Annotated in this window: 2 protein-coding genes and 1 pseudogene; all 3 read right to left on the minus strand. The window is 72.8% G+C overall.

Annotation, left to right across the window (positions count from 1 at the left end; all coding sequences use genetic code 11):
* Positions 1-97: 97 nt before the first annotated feature.
* Positions 98-1,452: pseudogene (locus tag AS594_RS47815) on the minus strand (type I polyketide synthase); the annotation flags it as partial.
* A gap of 37 nt (positions 1,453-1,489) precedes the next feature.
* Positions 1,490-14,608 (minus strand): type I polyketide synthase, encoded by a 13,119-nt coding sequence (locus AS594_RS01095; protein WP_206281744.1) that lies wholly within the window; start codon positions 14,606-14,608, stop codon positions 1,490-1,492.
* On the minus strand, positions 14,530-19,971 hold the full coding sequence (locus AS594_RS45325; protein WP_206281701.1) for a type I polyketide synthase: 5,442 nt from the start codon (positions 19,969-19,971) through the stop codon (positions 14,530-14,532). Before AS594_RS45325 ends, AS594_RS01095 begins: the two co-directional genes overlap by 79 nt.
* Positions 19,972-19,999 lie beyond the last annotated feature (28 nt).

Genomic DNA, 19,999 nt, shown 5'->3' on the forward strand with positions numbered 1-19,999 from the left:
AGCACCCACGCCAGGGGCCGTCGGCGGAAACCCCCGCGGGCTCCTCGTCCTGGGCCGGCGGGGCCTGCTCGATGATGGTGTGGGCGTTGGTGCCGCTGACGCCGAAGGACGACACGGCAGCACGGCGTGGGTGATCGGTCTCCGGCCACTGGACGGCCTCGGTGAGCAGCCGTACCGCGCCCGCCGACCAGTCCACGTGCGGCGTCGGCTCGTCCACGTGCAAGGTCTGCGGAAGCACTCCGTGGCGCATGGCCATGACCATTTTGATGATGCCGCCGACGCCCGCGGCCGCCTGCGCGTGGCCGATGTTGGACTTGAGCGAGCCCAGCCACAGCGGCCGGTCCTCCGGCCGCTCCCGGCCGTACGTGCCGAGCAGTGCCTGTGCCTCGATGGGATCGCCCAGCGTCGTGCCCGTGCCGTGCGCCTCGACGACGTCGATCTGGGCGGGAGACAGGCCGGACGATGCCAGCGCCTGGCGGATCACCCGCTGCTGCGCGGGGCCGTTCGGCGCGGTCAGACCATTGGACGCACCGTCCTGGTTGACTGCGCTGCCACGGACGACGGCAAGCACCCGGTGCCCGTTGCGGCGGGCGTCGGACAGCCGCTCCACCAGGAGCAGGCCGACGCCCTCAGCCCAGCCGGTGCCGTCGGCCCCGGCGGCGAACGGCTTGCAGCGGCCGTCGGGGGCCAGCCCGCGCTGGCGACTGAACTCCACGAACGCGGTAGGCGTGGTCATCACCTGCACGCCGCCGGCCAGCGCCATGGAGCACTCGCCGTTGCGCAGCGCCTGGATCGCCCAGTGCAGCGCCACCAGCGACGACGAGCACGCCGTGTCGACGGTGACCGCCGGGCCCTCCAGGCCCAAGGTGTAGGCGATGCGACCGGACATCACACTGGCGGAGTTGCCGGTCCCGAGATGGCCGTCGGACTCGCCGCCCACCCCGACCAGGAGGTTGACGTAGTCCTGGTAGCCGGAGCCGACGAAGACTCCGGTACGGCTGCCGCGCACCGACTCCGCGTCGATACCGGCGCGCTCGAACGCCTCCCACGTGGTCTCCAGCAACAGGCGCTGCTGCGGATCCATCGCCACGGCCTCACGCGGGCTGATCCCGAAGAACCCCGGGTCGAACTCCCCCGCGTCGTACAGGAATCCGCCGTGCCGCGCGTACGTCTTCCCGTCGCCTCCGGGTCCGGGTCGTAGATGTCCTCCACGTCCCAGCCCCGGTCCGCCGGGAACCCGCCGACCGCGTCACCACCGGCGGCCACCAACTGCCACAGGTCCTCGGGCGAACGCACCCCGCCCGGATACCGGCACGCCATGCCGACGATCGCGATGGGTTCCTGGTCCTTCTCCTCGACCTCGCGAAGGCGCTCCCGGGCCTGACGAAGGTCTCCGGTGACGCGCTTGAGATACTCGAGAAGCCTGTCTTCGTTGCTGCTCATCCGCCTCATCCGTCCTCGGCTGTCGTTAAAGGTAGAGCGCCAAGAACTAGGAAATTTCTAGATCTTGATCGATCAGATCGAAGATGTCGTCGATCGTCGCGTCCTGGAGCTGTCGCTGCGCGTCGGCGGATTCCGCGCCTTGCTCTCCGGCGGAATTCACCAGGGACAGCAGTTCCTGCAGCCGCCTCCGCACCCCCGACCGGACCGTCTCCTCGGCCGAGGCGGCCGTCGAGATCACCGACTCCAGCCGGTCGAGCTCGCTGAAGACCGACACCTCCTCCGGGCCCGTCTCGCCGGTGAGTTCGCTCCGCAGGTGGCGGGCGATCGCCTCGGGCGTCGGGTGGTCGAAGACCAGCGTCGCGGGCAGGGTCAGGCCGGTGTCGGCAGTGAGCAGGTTGCGCAGCTCCACCGCGGTCAGGGAGTCGAAGCCGAGGTCCCGGAACGCCAGGTCCGGTTCCACCGCCGCGGATCCGCTGTGGCCCAGTACTGCCGCCGCGTGCGCGCACACCGTGTCCACGAGCAGGTGTTGCTGTTCGCCTTCGGACAGCATGGACAGCTTCGCCTTGAGCGCGGACGGCTCCGCGGTCTGCTCGGCGGGCTCCTCCGCGAGGGCGTCCCTGACCTCGGGCAGGTCGCTCAGCAGCGCGCTCGGCCTGCCGACGGTGAACGGGACGACGAACCGCTCCCAGTCCACGTCGGCCACGGTGACCGTGCCGTCCCCGCCGCTCAGCGCACCGTGCAGCGCGGAGACAGCCCGGTCCGGCCGCAGCACGGTCAGGCCGCGCTGTCGCAGCCGCTCCTCGTCCCCGGCGTCGGCGACCATGCCTCCCTCGCCCCACGGGCCCCAGGCGATCGCGGTCGCGGTGAGGCCCCGGGCCCGCCGGTGCTGCGCCAGGCCGTCGAGGAAGGCGTTCGCGGCCGAATACGCGGCCTGCCCGCCGCCTCCCCACACACCGGAGATGGAGGAGAAGAGGACGAAGGCGTCCAGCTCCTGATCGCCGAGCAGTTCGTGGAGGTGCGCGGCCCCCACGGCCTTCGCGGCGACCGTCGCCGCGAAGTCGCCGAGGCTCGTCTCGGCGAGCATGCCCGCCTCGGCGGTGCCGGCCGTGTGGACGACGGCGTTCACCGGGTGCTCGGCGAGCAGCGCCGCCACCGCTTCGCGGTCGGCGACATCGCACACGGCGAGGGTGACGCGCGCTCCCAGCTCCTCCAGTTCGTCCTTGAGGCGGGTTGCACCGGGAGCGTCGGCGCCGCGGCGGCCGGTGAGCACCAGGTGCTCCGCACCGGCACCGGCGAGCCAGCGGGCCACGTGCCCGCCCAGCGCACCCGTACCACCGGTGATCAGCACCGTGCCGCGCGGCGACCACGAACGGTCGCTCCGGGCTGCGGGCAGACGCGACAGGCGCCGTGCGAACACCCCGTGGTCGCGGATCGCGACCTGGTCCTCAGCCGACTGGCCGAGCACCGCGACGAGGCGGCCGGCGACCCGGTCGTCGACCGTGCCGGGAAGGTCGACGAGACCGCCCCAGCGCCGCGAGTGCTCCAGCGCCGCCACCCTGCCCAGACCCCAGACCAGGGACTGGTACGGGTCCGCCGCCTCGTCGGCGGAGTTCAAGCCCACCGCGTTCCGGGTCGCGCACCACAGCGGGGCGCCGATGCCCGTGTCGCCCAGGGCCTGGACGAGCAGCACGGACAGCGTGACGCCGACGGGCATCGCGGCGGCCTGCGGGGCGGCCTCGCCGTCGACGGCGAGCAGCGACAGGACGCCCGCCACGGTCTCGTCCCCGGCCGCTCGGGCGAGTTGCGCGGTCAGGTCCTCACGGCCGGTGGCCGGCTCGACCGGGACCGGCAGCGGGGCCAGGCCCCGCTCGGTCAGCGCGCGGAGGCAGGCGGCGACCCAGTCGTCGCCGAGCTGGGCAGCGCTGACCGGAACCAGCCATATGCCGTTCCGGGCAGGGTCCTCCGGGGAGGGGTCGGGTATCGCTTTCCAGGTGACGCCATAGCGCCAGCCGTCCACGGTGGATTGCTCCTTGCGCTGCCGCCGCCACGACGACAGCCTCGGCAGCACGTCGCTGAACGCGTCCCCAGCCCCGATGTCGAGCGTCTCGGCGAGGGACAGCAGGTCCTCGCGCTCGACGGTCTCCCAGAACTCCGCGTCCACCGGGTCCGCCGCGACCGCGCTGGCGGCAGCGGTTTCCGGGGCGTCGACCCAGTACCGCTCGTGCTGGAAGGCGTAGGTAGGCAGGTCGGTCTTCCGCGCACCGGCGAAGAACGAGCTCCAGTCCACGGACACGCCGTGCGTGTGCAGATGGGCCAGCGCCGTCACGAGTGCCTGCCGCTCGGGGCGGTCGGCTCGGAGTACGGGGACGGTGACGATGTCATCCGCACAGCCCTGCGCCATGCCGCTCAGCACACCGCCGGGACCGATCTCCACGAACGTGGTCACACCCAGATCGCCGAGGGTCTCGATGCCGTCGGCGAAGCGCACCGCCTCGCGCACGTGCCGGACCCAGTACTCGGGCGTGTACGCCTCGGCCAGCCGGCCGGTGAGGTTCGAGACCACAGGAATCTGCGGCTCACTGAACGTCAGACCGCTGACGACCTCGGCGAATTCCTCCAGCATCGGGTCCATCAACGGCGAGTGGAACGCGTGACTGACCTTCAACCGAGAGGACTTGTGGCCCTGTTGGGTGAAGACCTCGACGATCTCAAGGACGGCATCCTCGGCACCGGAGACCACGACCGATCGCGGGCCGTTGACCGCCGCAATCCCTACCTCGTCGGTCAGGTACGGGAGCACCTCGTCCTCGGCCGCCTGCACCGCCACCATCGCACCACCAGCAGGCAGCGCCTGCATCAACGCGGCACGCGCCGACACCAGCTTCACGGCGTCGTCCAACGACAGCACCCCGGCCACATGCGCGGCCGCAATCTCACCCACCGAATGACCAGCCACGTAATCCGGCCGCACACCCCATGACTCGAGAAGACGGAACAGCGCCACCTCCACCGCGAAAAGCGCGGGCTGGGCGCACCCAGTTTGGTGCACAGTCTCGGCGTCTACATCGACCGGTGCCTCGAGACGCGCACACACCTCGTCGTACGCATCGGCGAAGACGGGGAACGCCGCATACAACTCACGCCCCATACCGATCCGCTGCGAACCCTGACCCGAGAACAGAAAACCGACCCTGCCTCCCGGTCGGCCCTGGACGACTCCGGGCGACGGCATTCCGGCTGCCAGGCGTTCCAGTCCGCGGCGGAAGTCGTCACAGCTCTCGCCGATGACGGCCGCCCTGTGGCGCAGGGTGCTCCGGGTGGTGGCCAGCGAGAAGCCGACATCGGCCGGTGACGTGCCGTCCTCCACGAAGTCCAGCAGCCGTCGTGCCTGGTCGCGCAGAGCATCGCTGGTCTTGGCGGAGAGCACCCACGGCAGGAGTGCCGGGGCCGGAACGGCTGTGGCCTTTTCGGTCGGGGCCGGCGGGGCCTGTTCGATGATGGTGTGGGCGTTGGTGCCGCTGACACCGAAGGACGAGATCGCGGCACGGCGCGGACGGTCCGACTCGGGCCAGTCGACGGCCTCGGTCAGCAACCGGACGTCACCGGCCGACCAGTCCACGTGCGGCGTCGGCTCATCGACGTGCAGGGTTCGCGGGAGCACTCCGTGGCGCATCGCCATGACCATCTTGATCACACCGGCGACGCCCGCGGCGGCCTGCGTGTGACCGATGTTGGACTTCAACGAGCCGAGCAGGAGCGGCCGTTCACGCTCTTGTCCATAGGTCGCGAGGAGCGCCTGCGCCTCGATCGGGTCACCCAGCCTCGTGCCCGTACCGTGCGCCTCGACGACATCCACATCGCCCGGAGCGAACCCGGCGGAGGCCAGGGCCTGGCGGATGACCCGCTGCTGCGCCGGGCCGTTCGGCGCGGTCAGGCCATTGGACGCCCCGTCCTGGTTCACGGCGCTGCCCCGTACCACCGCCAACACCTGGTGCCCGTTGCGGAGGGCGTCGGACAGCCGCTCCACCAGGAGCATGCCGACGCCCTCGGCCCAGCCGGTGCCGTCGGCCCCGGCGGCGAACGGCTTGCACCGTCCATCAGGGGCCAGCCCGCGCTGGCGGCTGAACTCCACGAACGCGCGCGGGGTGGACATGACCATCACGCCCCCGGCCAGCGCCATGGAGCACTCGCCGTTGCGGAGGGCCTGGACCGCCCAGTGCAGGGCCACGAGCGACGACGAGCAGGCCGTGTCGACCGTGACGGCCGGTCCCTCCAGGCCGAGGGTGTAGGCGATACGGCCGGACATGATGCTCGCCGAGTTGCCCGTGCCGAAGAAGCCCTCGGAGTCGTCGATCGCGTGGAAGGCCTGGGCGGCGTAGTCCTGGTATCCGGAACCGACGAAGACTCCTGTACGGCTGCCGCGCACCGACTCCGCGTCGATACCGGCGCGCTCGAACGCCTCCCACGTGGTCTCCAGCAACAGCCGTTGCTGCGGATCCATCGCCACGGCCTCACGCGGGCTGATCCCGAAGAACCCCGGGTCGAACTCCCCCGCGTTGTAGACGAATCCACCGCGGCGCGTGTACGTCTTGCCGGACGCGTCCGGGTCCGGGTCGTAGATGTCCTCCACGTCCCAGCCGCGGTCCGCCGGGAACTCGCCGACCGCGTCGCCGCCGGAGACCACCAACTGCCACAGGTCCTCGGGGGAACGCACCCCGCCCGGGTAGCGGCACGCCATGCCGACGATCGCGATGGGGTCGTCGTCCTCGGCGGGCGCGGCGGCGGCTTCCGGTGAGGCCGCGACGGTGAGGCCGGTGAGCTCGGTGCGCAGCTGCCGGGCGAGTGCCGTGGCGTTGGGGTGGTCGAAGACCAGCGTGGGCGGCAGCGCGAGACCGGTCGCCGTGTTCACCTTGTTGCGGAGTTCGACGGCGGTCAGGGAATCGAAGCCCAGGTCCTTGAAGGCCCGGTCGGCCTCGACCTCGCCGGCGCTGTTGTGACCTAGGACGGCCGCCGCGTGTGTGCGGACGAGGTCGACCAGCAGCGCGTGCTGCTCAGTCTCGGGCATCCCGGTGAGGCGGTCGGCCAAGGGCGAGGCGGCGGCCGTGCCGGGCCCGCCGGCGGTGCTGCCCGCGGTGAGGATCCGGTCGGCCTCCGGGAGGTCGCCGAGCAGGGCGCTCGGGCGGCCCAGGGTGAACGGAGGCAGGAACCGCTCCCAGTCGACGTCGGCCACCGTGGCGGTCGCCTCGCCGGATTCCAGCGCCTGCCGGAGGCCGGCCACAGCGAGCGTGGCGGGCATCGGGATCAGGCCGCGGCGGCGCAGTCGTTCGTCCGCGCCGTCGGCTTCGGCCATGCCGCCGCCGGCCCACGGGCCCCAGGCCACGGCGGTCGCCGGCAGGCCTTGGGCCCGGCGGCGTTCGGCGAGTCCGTCGAGCAGGGCGTTGGCCGCCGCGTAGGCGGCCTGATGGCCGCTGCCCCACACGCCGGCGATGGATGAGAAGAGGACGAAGGCGTCGAGTTCCCGGTCGGCGAGGAGCGAGTCGAGGTGTAGGGCGCCGGCTGCCTTGGCGGACAGTACGTCGGCGAAGGAGCCCGGTGTCATGGCCTCCAGCGGCTCCAGGTGGTCCACGCCCGCCGTGTGGGCGACGGCGTTTACCGGGTGCTCGGCGAGCAGCGCGGCGAGCGCCTCACGGTCGGCGACGTCGCACGCGGCGACGGTGACCCGGACACCGGTCGCCTCCAGCTCTGCGAGGAGACCGGCCGCGCCCGGCGCGTCGAGGCCGCGGCGGCTGGTGAGCACAAGGTGTTCGGCACCGGCACCGGCGAGCCAGCGGGCCACGTGCCCGCCCAGCGCACCCGTACCCCCGGTGATCAGCACCGTGCCGCGCGGCGACCACCGCTGCCCGGCCCGGGTGTTCCTGCGGGCGGCGGTGTGGGACAGCCGGCGGCCGAACACGCCGCGGGCGCGGATCGCGATCTGGTCCTCGGCCGACTGTTCCTCGACCGACTGGCCGAGCACTGCGGCGAGGCGGTCGGCGACCCGGTCGTCGACCGTGTCCGGGAGGTCGATCAGACCGCCCCAGCGCGGCGCGTGCTCCAGCGCGGCGACCCGGCCGAGGCCCCAGACGGCGTTCTGAGTGGCGCTCGGCACCGTGTCCGCACGGCCGGTGAACATGGCGGACCGGGTCAGCGCCCACAGCGGGGCGTCGATGCCTGCGTCGCCCAGGGCCTGGACGAGCGCGAGGGACAGCGCGATGCCGACGGAGAGAGCCGGGTGTCCGGTGTGGGGACGCTCGTCGGTGCCGAGCAGGGAGATCACCCCGTCGACCGTGGTCTCCCGGACGGCGTCGCCGAGCTGCCGCAGCAGTGCGCCGCGGTCGGCGGCCGGGTCGACTGCCACCCGGACCAGCCGGGCCCCGCGGGCGGCGAGCCCGTCGGCGACGGCGGCGGTCCACTCGACATCCTCGGCGTCCGCGGTGTCCTCGGTGTCCTCGGTGACCAGGAACAGCCAGTCGCCCGGCAGTTCGTGCGCCCGGAGGCCGCTGAGCGGTTTCCAGCCCGTGCGGTAGGACCAGCCTTCCACGGCGGACTCCTGGCGCTGCTGTCGCCGCCACGCGGACAGCCGGGGCAGCACCGCGTCCAACTGCTCGGCGGGCAGGTCGAGGGTGGCGGCGAGGGACTGGGTGTCCTCGCGCTCCACCGTCGCCCAGAACCCGGCCTCCACGGCGTCGGTCCCCGCGACGGCGGCGGCCGTGGGCGTGGTGGTCTCCAGCCAGTACCGCCGGTGCTGGAAGGCGTAGGTGGGCAGGTCGGCGCGCCCGGCGCCGCGGCCGGCGAAGAACGCCTGCCAGTCGACGGGAACACCGTGCACGTGGAGTTGCGCGAGGGCGCCGGTGATCGCCTCGGGTTCGGGGCTGCCGGACCGTGCGGAGGGAACGGTGACCGCGCCGTCCAGGCAGCCCAGGGTCATGACGCTGAGCACCGCGCCGGGGCCGGTCTCCACGAACGTGGTCACGCCCAGCCCGGCCAGGGTCCGGATGCCGTCGGCGAAGCGCACGGCCTCGCGGGCGTGCCGGACCCAGTAGTCCGGTGTGTACGCGTCGATGAGCTCACCGGTGAGGTTCGAGACGACCGGTGTCCGGGGTGTCTCGAAGCGCAGACCGCCGACGACGCGGGCGAAGTCCGCCAGCACGGGGTCCATCAGCGGCGAGTGGAACGCGTGGCTCACGGTGAGCCGGGAGGTCTTGCGGCCCTCCCGGGCGAAGTGGTCCGCGACGGCGGCCACTGCGTCCTCGGCTCCGGAGACCACGACGGACTGCGGGCCGTTGACCGCCGCGATGTCGGCGTCGTCGGTGAGCTGCGGCAGCACCTCGTCCTCGGTGGCCTGGACGGCGATCATCGCCCCGCCGGCGGGCAGGGCCTGCATCAGCGCGGCACGAGCCGTCACCAGTGCGGCCGCGTCCTCCAGCGACAGGGCCCCGGCCACGTGGGCGGCCGCGATCTCGCCCACGGAGTGCCCGGCCAGGAAGTCCGGCCGCACGCCCCACGATTCGAGCAGGCGGTGCACGGCAACCTCGTGCGCGAACAGCGCCGGCTGGGTGAAGACGGTGCGGTTCAGCTCCTCGCCGTCCTCGTGACCGTTCTCGCAGAAGGCCACGTCCCGCAGTGGCCGGTCGAGGTGCCGGTCGAGGTGGGCGCACACCTCGTCGTACGCCTCCGCGAAGACCGGGAACGCCTCGTACAGTCCCCGCCCCATGCCGATGCGCTGCGAGCCCTGCCCGGAGAACAGGAACCCGACCTGGCCGGCGCCGGCGCGGCCGAGAGCGACGCCGGGAGCGGGCGCCCCCGAAGCCAGGGCCCGCAGGCCCTCGGCGATCCGGCCGTGGTCGGCACCGACCACGGCGGCGCGGTGCTCCAGGGCGGTCCGGGTGGTGGCCAGCGAGAAGCCGACGTCGGTGAGGGACGGTTCGGCGCCGTCGGCCGTGAGGGACAGCAGGCGCTCGGCCTGGGCGCGCAGCGCGGCCTCGGACTTGCCGGACAGGACCCACGGTACGGCTGGCGAGGCGACCTCGACCGGTGCGACGGCGGCCGGTTCGGCCGGCGGGGCCTGCTCGATGATGGTGTGGGCGTTGGTGCCGCTGACACCGAAGGACGAGATCGCGGCACGGCGCGGACGGTCCGTCTCCGGCCAGCCGACGGCCTCGGTCAGCAGCCGCACCGCGCCCGCCGACCAGTCCACGTGCGGCGTCGGCTCATCGGCGTGCAGTGTCCGCGGAAGGACGCCGTGGCGCATCGCCATCACCATCTTGATCACACCGGCCACGCCGGACGCAGCCTGGGCGTGACCGATGTTGGACTTCAGCGAGCCGAGCCACAGCGGCCGGTCCTCCGGGCGTTCCTGGCCGTACGTGGCGAGGAGCGCCTGCGCCTCGATCGGGTCACCCAGAGCGGTGCCCGTGCCGTGTGCCTCCACCGCGTCGACGTCGGCCTCGGTGAGCCCGGCGGAGGCCAGGGCCTGGCGGATGACCCGCTGCTGCGCCGGGCCGTTCGGCGCGGTCAGCCCGTTGGACGCCCCGTCCTGGTTCACGGCGCTGCCCCGTACCACCGCCAACACCTGGTGCCCGTTGCGGAGGGCGTCGGACAGCCGCTCCACGAGCACCACGCCCACGCCCTCCGCCCAGCCGGTGCCGTCGGCGCCGGCGCCGAACGCCTTGCACCGGCCGTCGGGCGACAGACCGCGCTGGCGGCTGAACTCCACGAACGCGGCCGGTACGGCCATGACGTTCACCCCGCCCGCGACGGCCATCGTGCTCTCGCCGCCCCGCAGCGACTGGATGGCCAGGTGCAGGGCGACCAGGGACGACGAGCACGCCGTGTCGACGGTGACGGCCGGGCCCTCCAGGCCGAACGAGTAGGCCACGCGCCCGGAGACGACGCTCGCGGCGCTGCCGGTGAGCAGGTGGCCCTCGACACCTTCCGGGACTTCCTGAAGGCCCGCGCCGTAGCCTTGGTAGGACATGCCGACGAACACGCCGGTGCGGCTGCCCTTCAGAGAGGCCGGGTCGATGCCGGCCCGCTCGAAGGCCTCCCACGAGGCCTCCAGCAGCAGGCGCTGCTGCGGGTCCATCGCGAGCGCCTCGCGCGGCGAGATCCCGAACAGCGCGGCGTCGAAGTCGCCAGCGTCGTAGAGGAAGCCGCCGTCGCGCGCGTAGGTCTTGCCGGGGGTGCCCGGGTCGGGGTCGTAGAGGTCCTCGACGTCCCAGCCGCGGTCCTCGGGGAAGCCGGAGATCGCGTCGCCGCCGGACGTCACGAGCTGCCACAGGTCTTCGGGCGAGCCGACGCCACCGGGAAGGCGGCAGCTCATGGCCACGATCGCGATGGGTTCGTCGCCGACAGCGGCCGTGCGCTGCTCCTGCGGCACGGCGCCCTGCGAACCGAGCAGTTCGGCACGCAGGAACCGGGCCAGAGCCGTGGCGTTGGGGTGGTCGAAGACCAGAGTGGTGGGCAGCTTCAGGCCGGTGTCGGCCGTGAGTTTGTTGCACAGTTCGACGGCGGTGAGCGAGTCGAAGCCGAGGTCGTTGAACGCCCGGCCGGGCTCCACCGCCGCGGCACCGTCGTGGCCGAGCACGGCGGCCGCGTGCGTACGGACAAGGTCCACCAGCGTGCGGTCCTGCTCGCCCGCCGACAGCCCGGCCAGCTTCGCGGCGAGCGCGTTGCCAGCTTCGGCGCCGCCGGAGGCCGGCGCCTCCAGGGCTCGGCGCGCCTGGGGCACATCGGAGAACAGAGCGCTGGGGCGGATGACCGTGAACGGGCCGATGAACCGCTCCCACTCGAAGTCCGCGACGGTGAGGGCGGTCTCGCCGTGGGCCAGCGCCTGTTGGAGCACGGAGACCGCGAGGGCGGGCCGCATGGGCGGCAAACCGCGGCGGCGCAGCATCTCCTCTCCGTCGCCGACGCCAGCCATGCCGCCCTCGGCCCAGCCGCCCCAGGAGACAGCGAGCGCGGTGCGCCCATGTGCCCGCCGGTACTCGGCGAGGGCGTCCAGGTAGGCGTTGGCCGCCGAGTAGGCGCCCTGGCCGGCGCCGCCCCAGATGCCGGCGCCCGAGGAGAACATGACGAACGCGTCGAGCTCCTGACCGGCCAGCAGTTCGTCCAGGTGCGTGGCACCTGCGGCCTTGGCCACCACCGAGTCGGCGAACCTGGCCGGATCGGAGTCCTCGATCATGACGTGGTCGCCGACGCCGGCGGCGTGGACGACGGCATTGACGGGGTGCTCGGCCAGCAGCGCCCGCAGGGCGTCACGGTCGGCCGCGTCACAGGCCACCACGGTCACGGCCGCGCCGAGCTCCTCCAGCTCCGCGACGAGCTCCGCGGCGCCGGGCGCCGCGGGGCCTCGGCGGCTGGTGAGCACGAGGTGTTCGGCACCGGCACCGGCGAGCCAGCGGGCCACGTGCCCGCCCAGCGCACCCGTACCACCGGTGATCAGCACCGTGCCGCGAGGCGACCACTCCTGGGCGGGGCCGGTGGCGCGGGCGGCCCGGACGAGCCGGCGCCCGAAGAGGCCCGAGGCCCGGACCGCCACCTGGTCCTCGGCCGTCTGGCCGAGAACGGCGGCCACGCGGGCCGCGGCGCGGGCGTCCAGCAGATCCGGAAGGTCGAGCAGTCCACCCCAGCGCTGCGGGTGTTCCAGCGCCGCCGCCCGGCCGAAGCCCCACACCTGCGACTGCAGCGGGCGGTCCACGCGGTCGGAGCGGCCGGTGGCCACCGCGCCGCGCGTGGCGCACCACAGCGGGACGTCGACGCCCGCGTCGCCGAGCGCCTGCACGAGGCAGAGGGTCGCCGCGAGGCCGTGCGACAGGCCGGGGTGGCCTGCCGAGGCGCTCTCGTCCTCGGCGAGCAGGGACAGCACGCCGGTCAGCGGGCCGACGCCGGCCAGCTCGCCGGCCAGCGTCCCGCGGTCGGTGCCGGGACCGGCGACGAGCGTCACCAGTTCCAGGCCGAGCTCGCCGAGCGCGGTGCGCACCGAGGCGGTCCACTCGCTCTCGCCGGCCACGACGAGCAGCCAGGTCCCGGACGCGCTGGGCCGAGGAAGCGGGCCGAGTGGCTTCCATGTGACGCGGTAACGCCAGCCGTCGACCACGGACTGCTCGCGGCGCTGACGGCGCCACGCGGACAGCCTGGGCAGGAGCGCGCTCAGCGAGGCGTCCGCGCCGACGCCCAGGGTCGCGGCGAGGGACTCCGCGTCCTCGCGTTCCACGCTGTCCCAGAAGCCGGAGTCCGCCGCGTCGGCCGGGGTGCCGGCGGCGGTCAGGTCCTCGTCCCCCTCCCCGTCCAGCCAGAAGCGCTCGCGCTGGAAGGCGTAGGTGGGCAGGGTGACGCGGTGAGCGCCGGGGAAGAGGGCCTGCCAGTCCGGGGAGACGCCGTGCACGTGCAGTTCGGCGAGCGCGGTGAGGAGTGCCTGCTGCTCGGGGCGGTCGGCTCGGAGTACGGGGACGGTGACGATGTCGTCCGCGCAGGCCTGTGCCAGGGCACTGAGGACGCCGCCGGGGCCGACCTCGACGAACGTGGTCACGCCCATGCCGTGCAGGGTCCCGACGCCATCGGCGAAGCGGACCACCTCACGGACGTGCCGGACCCAGTACTCAGGGGTGTAGGCCTCGACGAGCTGACCCGTGAGGTTGGAGACCACTGGAATCTTCGGCTGCCTGAACGTCAGACTGCGGACAGCCTCGGCGAACTCCTCCAGCATCGGGTCCATCAACGGCGAGTGGAACGCGTGACTGACCTTCAACCGCGATGTTTTGCGGCCCTGTTGAGTGAAAGCCTCGGCGATCTCCAGCACGGCGTCCTCGGCACCGGAGACCACAACGGACCGAGGCCCGTTGACCGCGGCGATGCCGACGCCGTCGGTCAGGTGCGGCAGCACCTCGTCCTCGGCCGCCTGCACCGCCACCATCGCACCACCAGCAGGCAGCGCCTGCATCAACGCTGCCCGCGCCGACACCAACCTCGCCGCATCCCCGAGCGACAACACACCCGCCACATGCGCAGCCGCGATCTCACCCACCGAATGACCAGCCACATAATCCGGCCGCACACCCCACGACTCCAGCAACCGAAACAGCGCCACCTCCACCGCGAAAAGCGCGGGCTGAGCGCACCCCGTTTGATGCAGGCTCTCGGCATCGATGTCGACCGGTGCCTCCAGACGCGCACACACCTCGTCGTACGCATCGGCGAAGGCGGGGAACGCCTCATACAACTCACGCCCCATACCGATCCGCTGCGAACCCTGACCCGAGAACAGAAAACCGACCTTGCCCTCGGAGCGGGCTCGTCCCAGCGTCACGTTCGCCGCCGGTTGACCAGCGGCGAGGGCGGTGAGGGTTTGCCGGAGCTTGTCCGAGCCCTCCGCCAGGAGCACCGCTCGGTCCTCGAACGTCTCGCGGGAGGCCAGGGAGAGGCCGATGTCGGAAGCCGTCCAGCCGTCGTTCGCGTCGAGGTGGCCGGCCAGCCGGGCCGCCTGGGCACGCAGCGCCGGCTCGCCCTTGCCCGACAGCACCCACGGCACGAGCGCGCCGGAGTCGGGCGTGTGAGGCAACTCCGTCGTGGCGGGGGCCTGTTCGATGATGGTGTGGGCGTTGGTGCCGCTGACACCGAAGGACGAGATCGCGGCACGGCGCGGACGGTCCGACTCGGGCCAGTCGACGGCCTCGGTCAGCAACCGGACGTCACCGGCCGACCAGTCCACGTGCGGCGTCGGCTCATCGACGTGCAGGGTTCGCGGGAGCACTCCGTGGCGCATCGCCATGACCATCTTGATCACACCGGCGACGCCCGCGGCGGCCTGCGTGTGACCGATGTTGGACTTCAACGAGCCGAGCAGGAGCGGCCGTTCACGCTCTTGTCCATAGGTCGCGAGGAGCGCCTGCGCCTCGATCGGGTCACCCAGCCTCGTGCCCGTACCGTGCGCCTCGACGACATCCACATCGCCCGGAGCGAACCCGGCGGAGGCCAGGGCCTGGCGGATGACCCGCTGCTGCGCCGGGCCGTTCGGCGCGGTCAGGCCATTGGACGCCCCGTCCTGGTTCACGGCGCTGCCCCGTACCACCGCCAACACCTGGTGCCCGTTGCGGAGGGCGTCGGACAGCCGCTCCACCAGGAGCATGCCGACGCCCTCGCCCAGCCGGTGCCGTCGGCCCCGGCGGCGAACGGCTTGCACCGTCCATCAGGGGCCAGCCCGCGCTGGCGGCTGAACTCCACGAAAACGCTCGGACTGGCCATGACGGTGACGCCGCCGGCCAGCGCCATCGTGCTCTCGCCGTTGCGCAGCGACTGGATGGCCAGGTGCAGGGCGACCAGGGACGACGAGCACGCCGTGTCGATCGTGACGGCGGGCCCTTCGAGTCCGAAGGTGTAGGCCACCCGGCCGGAGACGACGCTCGACGCGCCGCCGACGAGCCGGTGTCCTTCGACGCCTTCCGGCGCGCGGCGCACATCGGCTCCGTAGCCCTGGTAGGCCATGCCGACGAAGACGCCGGTCCGGCTGCCGCGCAGCTGCGCGGGGGCGATCCCGGCCCGCTCGAAGGCCTCCCACGAGGCCTCCAGCAGCAGGCGCTGCTGCGGGTCCATCGCCAGGGCCTCACGCGGGGAGATCCCGAAGAAGCCGGCGTCGAAGTCGGTGGCGCCATAAAGGAAGCCGCCGTCGCGCGCGTACGTCTTGCCGGGGCGGTCGGGGTCGGGGTCGTAGAGGGCCTCGACGTCCCAGCCGCGGTTCGACGGGAACGCGGAGACGGCGTCGCCGCCGGACGTCACCAGGTCCCACAGCGCCTCGGGCGAGTCGACGCCGCCGGGCAGGTGGCAGCTCATCGCCACGATGGCGATGGGCTCGTCGTCGGCGGCCGCGTGCCGCTCCTGCTCCACGGCGGCCTTCGATCCGAGCAGCTCGCTCTGCAGGAAGCGGGCGAGCGCCGTGGCGTTGGGGTGGTCGAAGACCAGCGTGGGCGGCAGCGCGAGACCGGTCGCCGTGTTCACCTTGTTGCGGAGTTCGACGGCGGTCAGGGAGTCGAAGCCCAGGTCCTTGAACGCCCGGTCGGGCTCGACCTCCGCCGCCGAGGAGTGGCCCAGGACGGCCGCGACGTGCGCGCGGACCAGGTCGATCAGTCTCTCCGTGCGCTCGGCCTCCGGCAGTCCGGCGAGCCGGGCCGCCAGGGGCGCGGCGCCGGTGGCGGCGCCGGCCGGTGCGGCGGTGCCGGCGCGGCGCACCTCGGGCAACTCGGACAGCAGGGCGCTCGGGCGGCCGAGGGTGAACGGTCCGATGAACCGTTCCCAGTCGATGTCGGCCACGACGACCGCGGTGTCGTCGCAGTCCAGGGCGCGCTGGACCGCGGTCACGGCGAGTGCGGCGGGCAGGGTGACGACGCCGCGGCGGCGCAGGTACTCCTCGTCGGCGTCGGTGACCATGCCGCCGTCGGCCCACGGGCCCCAGGCGATCGCGGTGGCGGCCAGGCCCCGGGCCCTCCGCCGGGCGGCGAGCCCGTCGAGGAAGGCGTTGCCGGCCGCGTAGGCGGCCTGGTGGCCGCTGCCCCACACGCCGGCGATCGAGGAGAACATGACGAAGGCGTCGAGCTCGCGGTCGCCGAGCAGTTCGTCCAGGTGTGCGGCGCCGTGGGCCTTCGCCGCCACCGTGCGGGCGAAGTCGGCCGGTGTCAGCTCGTCGAAGGGGGCTAACTGTCCCACGCCCGCGGCGTGGAAGACGGAGGTGAACGTGTGCTCGGCGAGCAGCGCCGCCACCGCGTCGCGGTCGGCGACATCGCACACGGCGAGGGTGACGCGCGCTCCCAGCTCCTCCAGTTCGTCCTTGAGGCGGGTTGCACCGGGAGCGTCGGCGCCGCGGCGGCCGGTGAGCACGAGGTGTTCGGCACCGGCACCGGCGAGCCAGCGGGCCACGTGTCCGCCCAGCGCACCCGTACCACCGGTGATCAGCACCGTGCCGCGCGGCGACCACGGCCGGCCGGCGCCGCTTCGGGCGTGGGCGAGCCGGGCGGTGAACACGCCGGTGGCGCGGACGGCGACCTGGTCCTCCTGGCCATCGGCGGCGCCGGCTCCCTGGCTCAGTACGGCGGCGATACGGCCGGCGGCGCGCTCGTCGACGGCCGCTGGCAGGTCGATCAGGCCACCCCAGCGCCGGGCGTGCTCCAGGGCCAGGGCACGGCCGAGGCCCCACACCTGGTTCTGCACCGCGCTGAGCGGTGCGTCGTCGGAGCGGCCGGTGGCGGCCGCTCCGCGGGTGGCGCACCACAGCGGCGCGTCGATGCCCGCGTCGCCAAGTGCCTGGGCCAGGGCCACGGTCTGCGCGAAGCCCTGGGAGAGCGCGGGGTGTTCGGGCGAGGCGGTCTCGTCGGTCGCGAGCAGGGACAGGACGCCGTCGAGCGATCCGGCTTCGCCCGCGACCCGGGTCAGCTCGTCGGTCAGGGACGCGCGGTCGGCGTCGGCGCCGACCGTCAGCGGGATCAGGTACGCGCCGCGTCCGGCCAGGGCCGCGCGGACCGTGCCGGCCCACTCGTCGCCCTCGGGTGCGGCGAACAGCCATGTGCTGCCGGACAGGTCGCCTGCGGACAGGCCGTTCAGCGGTTGCCAGGCCAGTTGGTAGCGCCAGCCGTCCACGACGGACTGCTCGCGCCGCCGACTCCGCCAGGCCGACAACTTCGGCACTACGACGTTTAGTTCCTCGGGACTCAGCCCCAGCGTGGCGGCGAGGGACTGGGCGTCCTCGCGCTCGACGCTCGCCCAGAACTCGGCGTCGACCGCGTCCACGGCGGCCGTCTCGGCCTCGGGGGCATCGAGCCAGTAGCGCTGCTGCTGGAAGGCGTAGGTGGGCAGGTCGACACGCCGGGCGCCCGGGAAGAAGGCGTGCCAGTCCACTTCGGCACCGCTGACGTGCAACTCGGCGAGCGCGGTCACGACGGCCTGCCGCTCGGGACGGTCGGCCCGGAGCACGGGAATGGTGACGATGTCGTCCGCACAGCCCTGCGCCATGCCGCTCAGCACACCGCCGGGACCGATCTCCACGAACGTGCTCACACCCAGATCGCCCAGAGTCTCAATGCCGTCGGCAAAGCGCACCGCCTCACGCACGTGCCGCACCCAGTACTCGGGCGTGTACGCCTCAACCAGGCGACCGGTGAGGTTCGAGACCACCGGGATCCGCGGCTCGTCGAAAGCCAGACCGCGAACGACCTGCGCGAACTCCTCCAGCATCGGATCCATCAACGGCGAATGGAACGCGTGACTGACCTTCAGACGGGATGTCCTACGACCCTGTGCAGCGAACACCTCGGCGATCTCCAACACGACATCCTCGGCACCGGAGACCACAACGGACCGAGGCCCGTTGACCGCAGCGATGCCGACGCCGTCGGTCAGGTGCGGCAGCACCTCGTCCTCGGCCGCCTGCACCGCCACCATCGCACCACCAACGGGCAGCGCCTGCATCAACGCGGCACGCGCCGACACCAACCTCGCCGCATCCCCGAGCGACAACACACCCGCCACATGCGCAGCCGCGATCTCACCCACCGAATGACCAGCCACATAATCCGGCCGCACACCCCACGACTCCAGCAACCGAAACAGCGCCACCTCCACCGCGAACAACGCCGGCTGCGTGCAACCCGTCTGGTTCAACTCCTCCGCGTCCGCGTCAAGCGTGACGTCGAGATGGGCGCGGATCTCGTCGTAGGCAGCGGCGAACACCGGGAAGGCGTCATAGAGTCCGCGGCCCATACCGACCCGCTGCGAACCCTGACCCGAGAACAGGAACCCGGTCTTGTCGCCGAGGCGGGCCGCGTTGTGGACCACGGCCGCGGACGGGGCGCCGGACGCCAACGCCCTTACACCCTCCGTGAGTTCCTCCAAGCTCTCGCCGACGACGGCCGCCCTGCGGTCCCAGGCGGTGCGTGTCGTGGCGAGGGAGAAGCCGATGTCGGCCGGGGCGCTCCCGGGGCCGCTCCGGCCGTCCTCCAGGAAGGAGAGCAGGCGCTCCGCCTGGGCACGCAGTGCCGCGTCGCTCTTCGCCGAGAGCACCCACGGCAGCGCCGAGTCGGCCGGGGCCCCGGCCTGCTCGGCGGCGGGCTCCTCGTCGAGGGCCGGGGCCTGTTCGATGATCGTGTGCGCATTGGTGCCGCTGACGCCGAAGGAAGAGACGGCGGCGCGGCGGGGGTGGTCCGACTCGGGCCACCGGACGGCCTCGGTCAGGAGCTTGACGCCGCCCGCCGACCAGTCGACCTGAGCGGTCGGCTCGTCCACGTGCAGCGTCTGTGGCAGGACGCCGTTGCGGATGGCCATCACCATCTTGATCACACCGGCGACACCCGCGGCGGCCTGCGTGTGACCGATGTTGGACTTGATGGATCCCAGCCACAGCGGCCGGTCGCCCGAGTGCTCCTGACCGTACGTGGCGAGCAGTGCCTCCACCTCGATCGGGTCGCCGAGGGTGGTGGCCGTGCCGTGCGCCTCGACCGCGTCGACCTGGGAGGCGGTCAGGCGCGCGTTCTCCAGCGCCTGCCGGATCACACGCTCCTGCGACGGGCCGTTCGGGGCCGTGAGGCCGTTGGAGGCGCCGTCCTGGTTGACGGCGCTGCCGCGGATGACGGCGAGCACGTCGTGGCCGAGCCGGCGGGCGTCGGACAACCGCTCCAGCAGGAGCACGCCGACGCCTTCCGACATGCCCGTGCCGTCGGCGGTCGAGGAGAACGCGCGGCAGCGGCCGTCGGACGACAGGCCGCGCTGGGCACTGAACGCGATGAAGGTGTTCGGCGTGGCCATCACGGTCACGCCGCCGGCCAGGGCGAGCGAGCACTCGCCGCGGCGCAGCGCCTGGGCGGCCAGGTGGAGCGCCACCAGCGAGGACGAGCAGGCCGTGTCGACGGTGACCGCCGGGCCTTCGAGACCGAGGGCGTAGGAGATGCGACCGGACACCACGGCGGCGGTGTTCGCGGTGACGAGGTGGGCCTCGATGTCACTGTCGCCCTGCCGCTGGAGGTAGGCGTGGTCCTGGCCGTTGGTGCCGACGAACACGCCGGCCCGGGTGCCGCGTGCGGTGACGGGGTCGATGCCCGCGCGTTCGAGGGCCTCCCAGGACGTCTGTAGGAGCAGCCGCTGCTGCGGGTCCATGACCAGTGCCTCGCGGGGGGAGATCCCGAAGAACGCGGGGTCGAACTCGCCGGCGTCGTGGAGGAAGCCGCCCTCGCGCACGTATATGCGGCCCGTCCGTCCGGGCTCGGGGTCGTAGACCGTGTCCAGGTCCCAGCCGCGGTCGGTGGGGAACTCGGACACTCCATCACCGCCCGAGACGACCAGTTGCCACAGGTCTTCGGGCGAGCCGACGCCGCCCGGGTAGCGGCAGGCCATTCCGACGACGGCGATGGGCTCGGTGTCCTTCGCCTCCAGCTCACCCAGCTGCCTGCGGGTCTGGCGCAGGTCCACCATCACGCGCTTGAGGTAATCCCTGAGCTTGTCGTCGTTCGACATGTTTTACGTCCTCGGTAGCAGTGCGTGA

Origin of the sequence: Streptomyces agglomeratus (assembly GCF_001746415.1) — a bacterium.
GTDB classification, from domain to species: Bacteria; Actinomycetota; Actinomycetes; order Streptomycetales; family Streptomycetaceae; genus Streptomyces; species Streptomyces agglomeratus.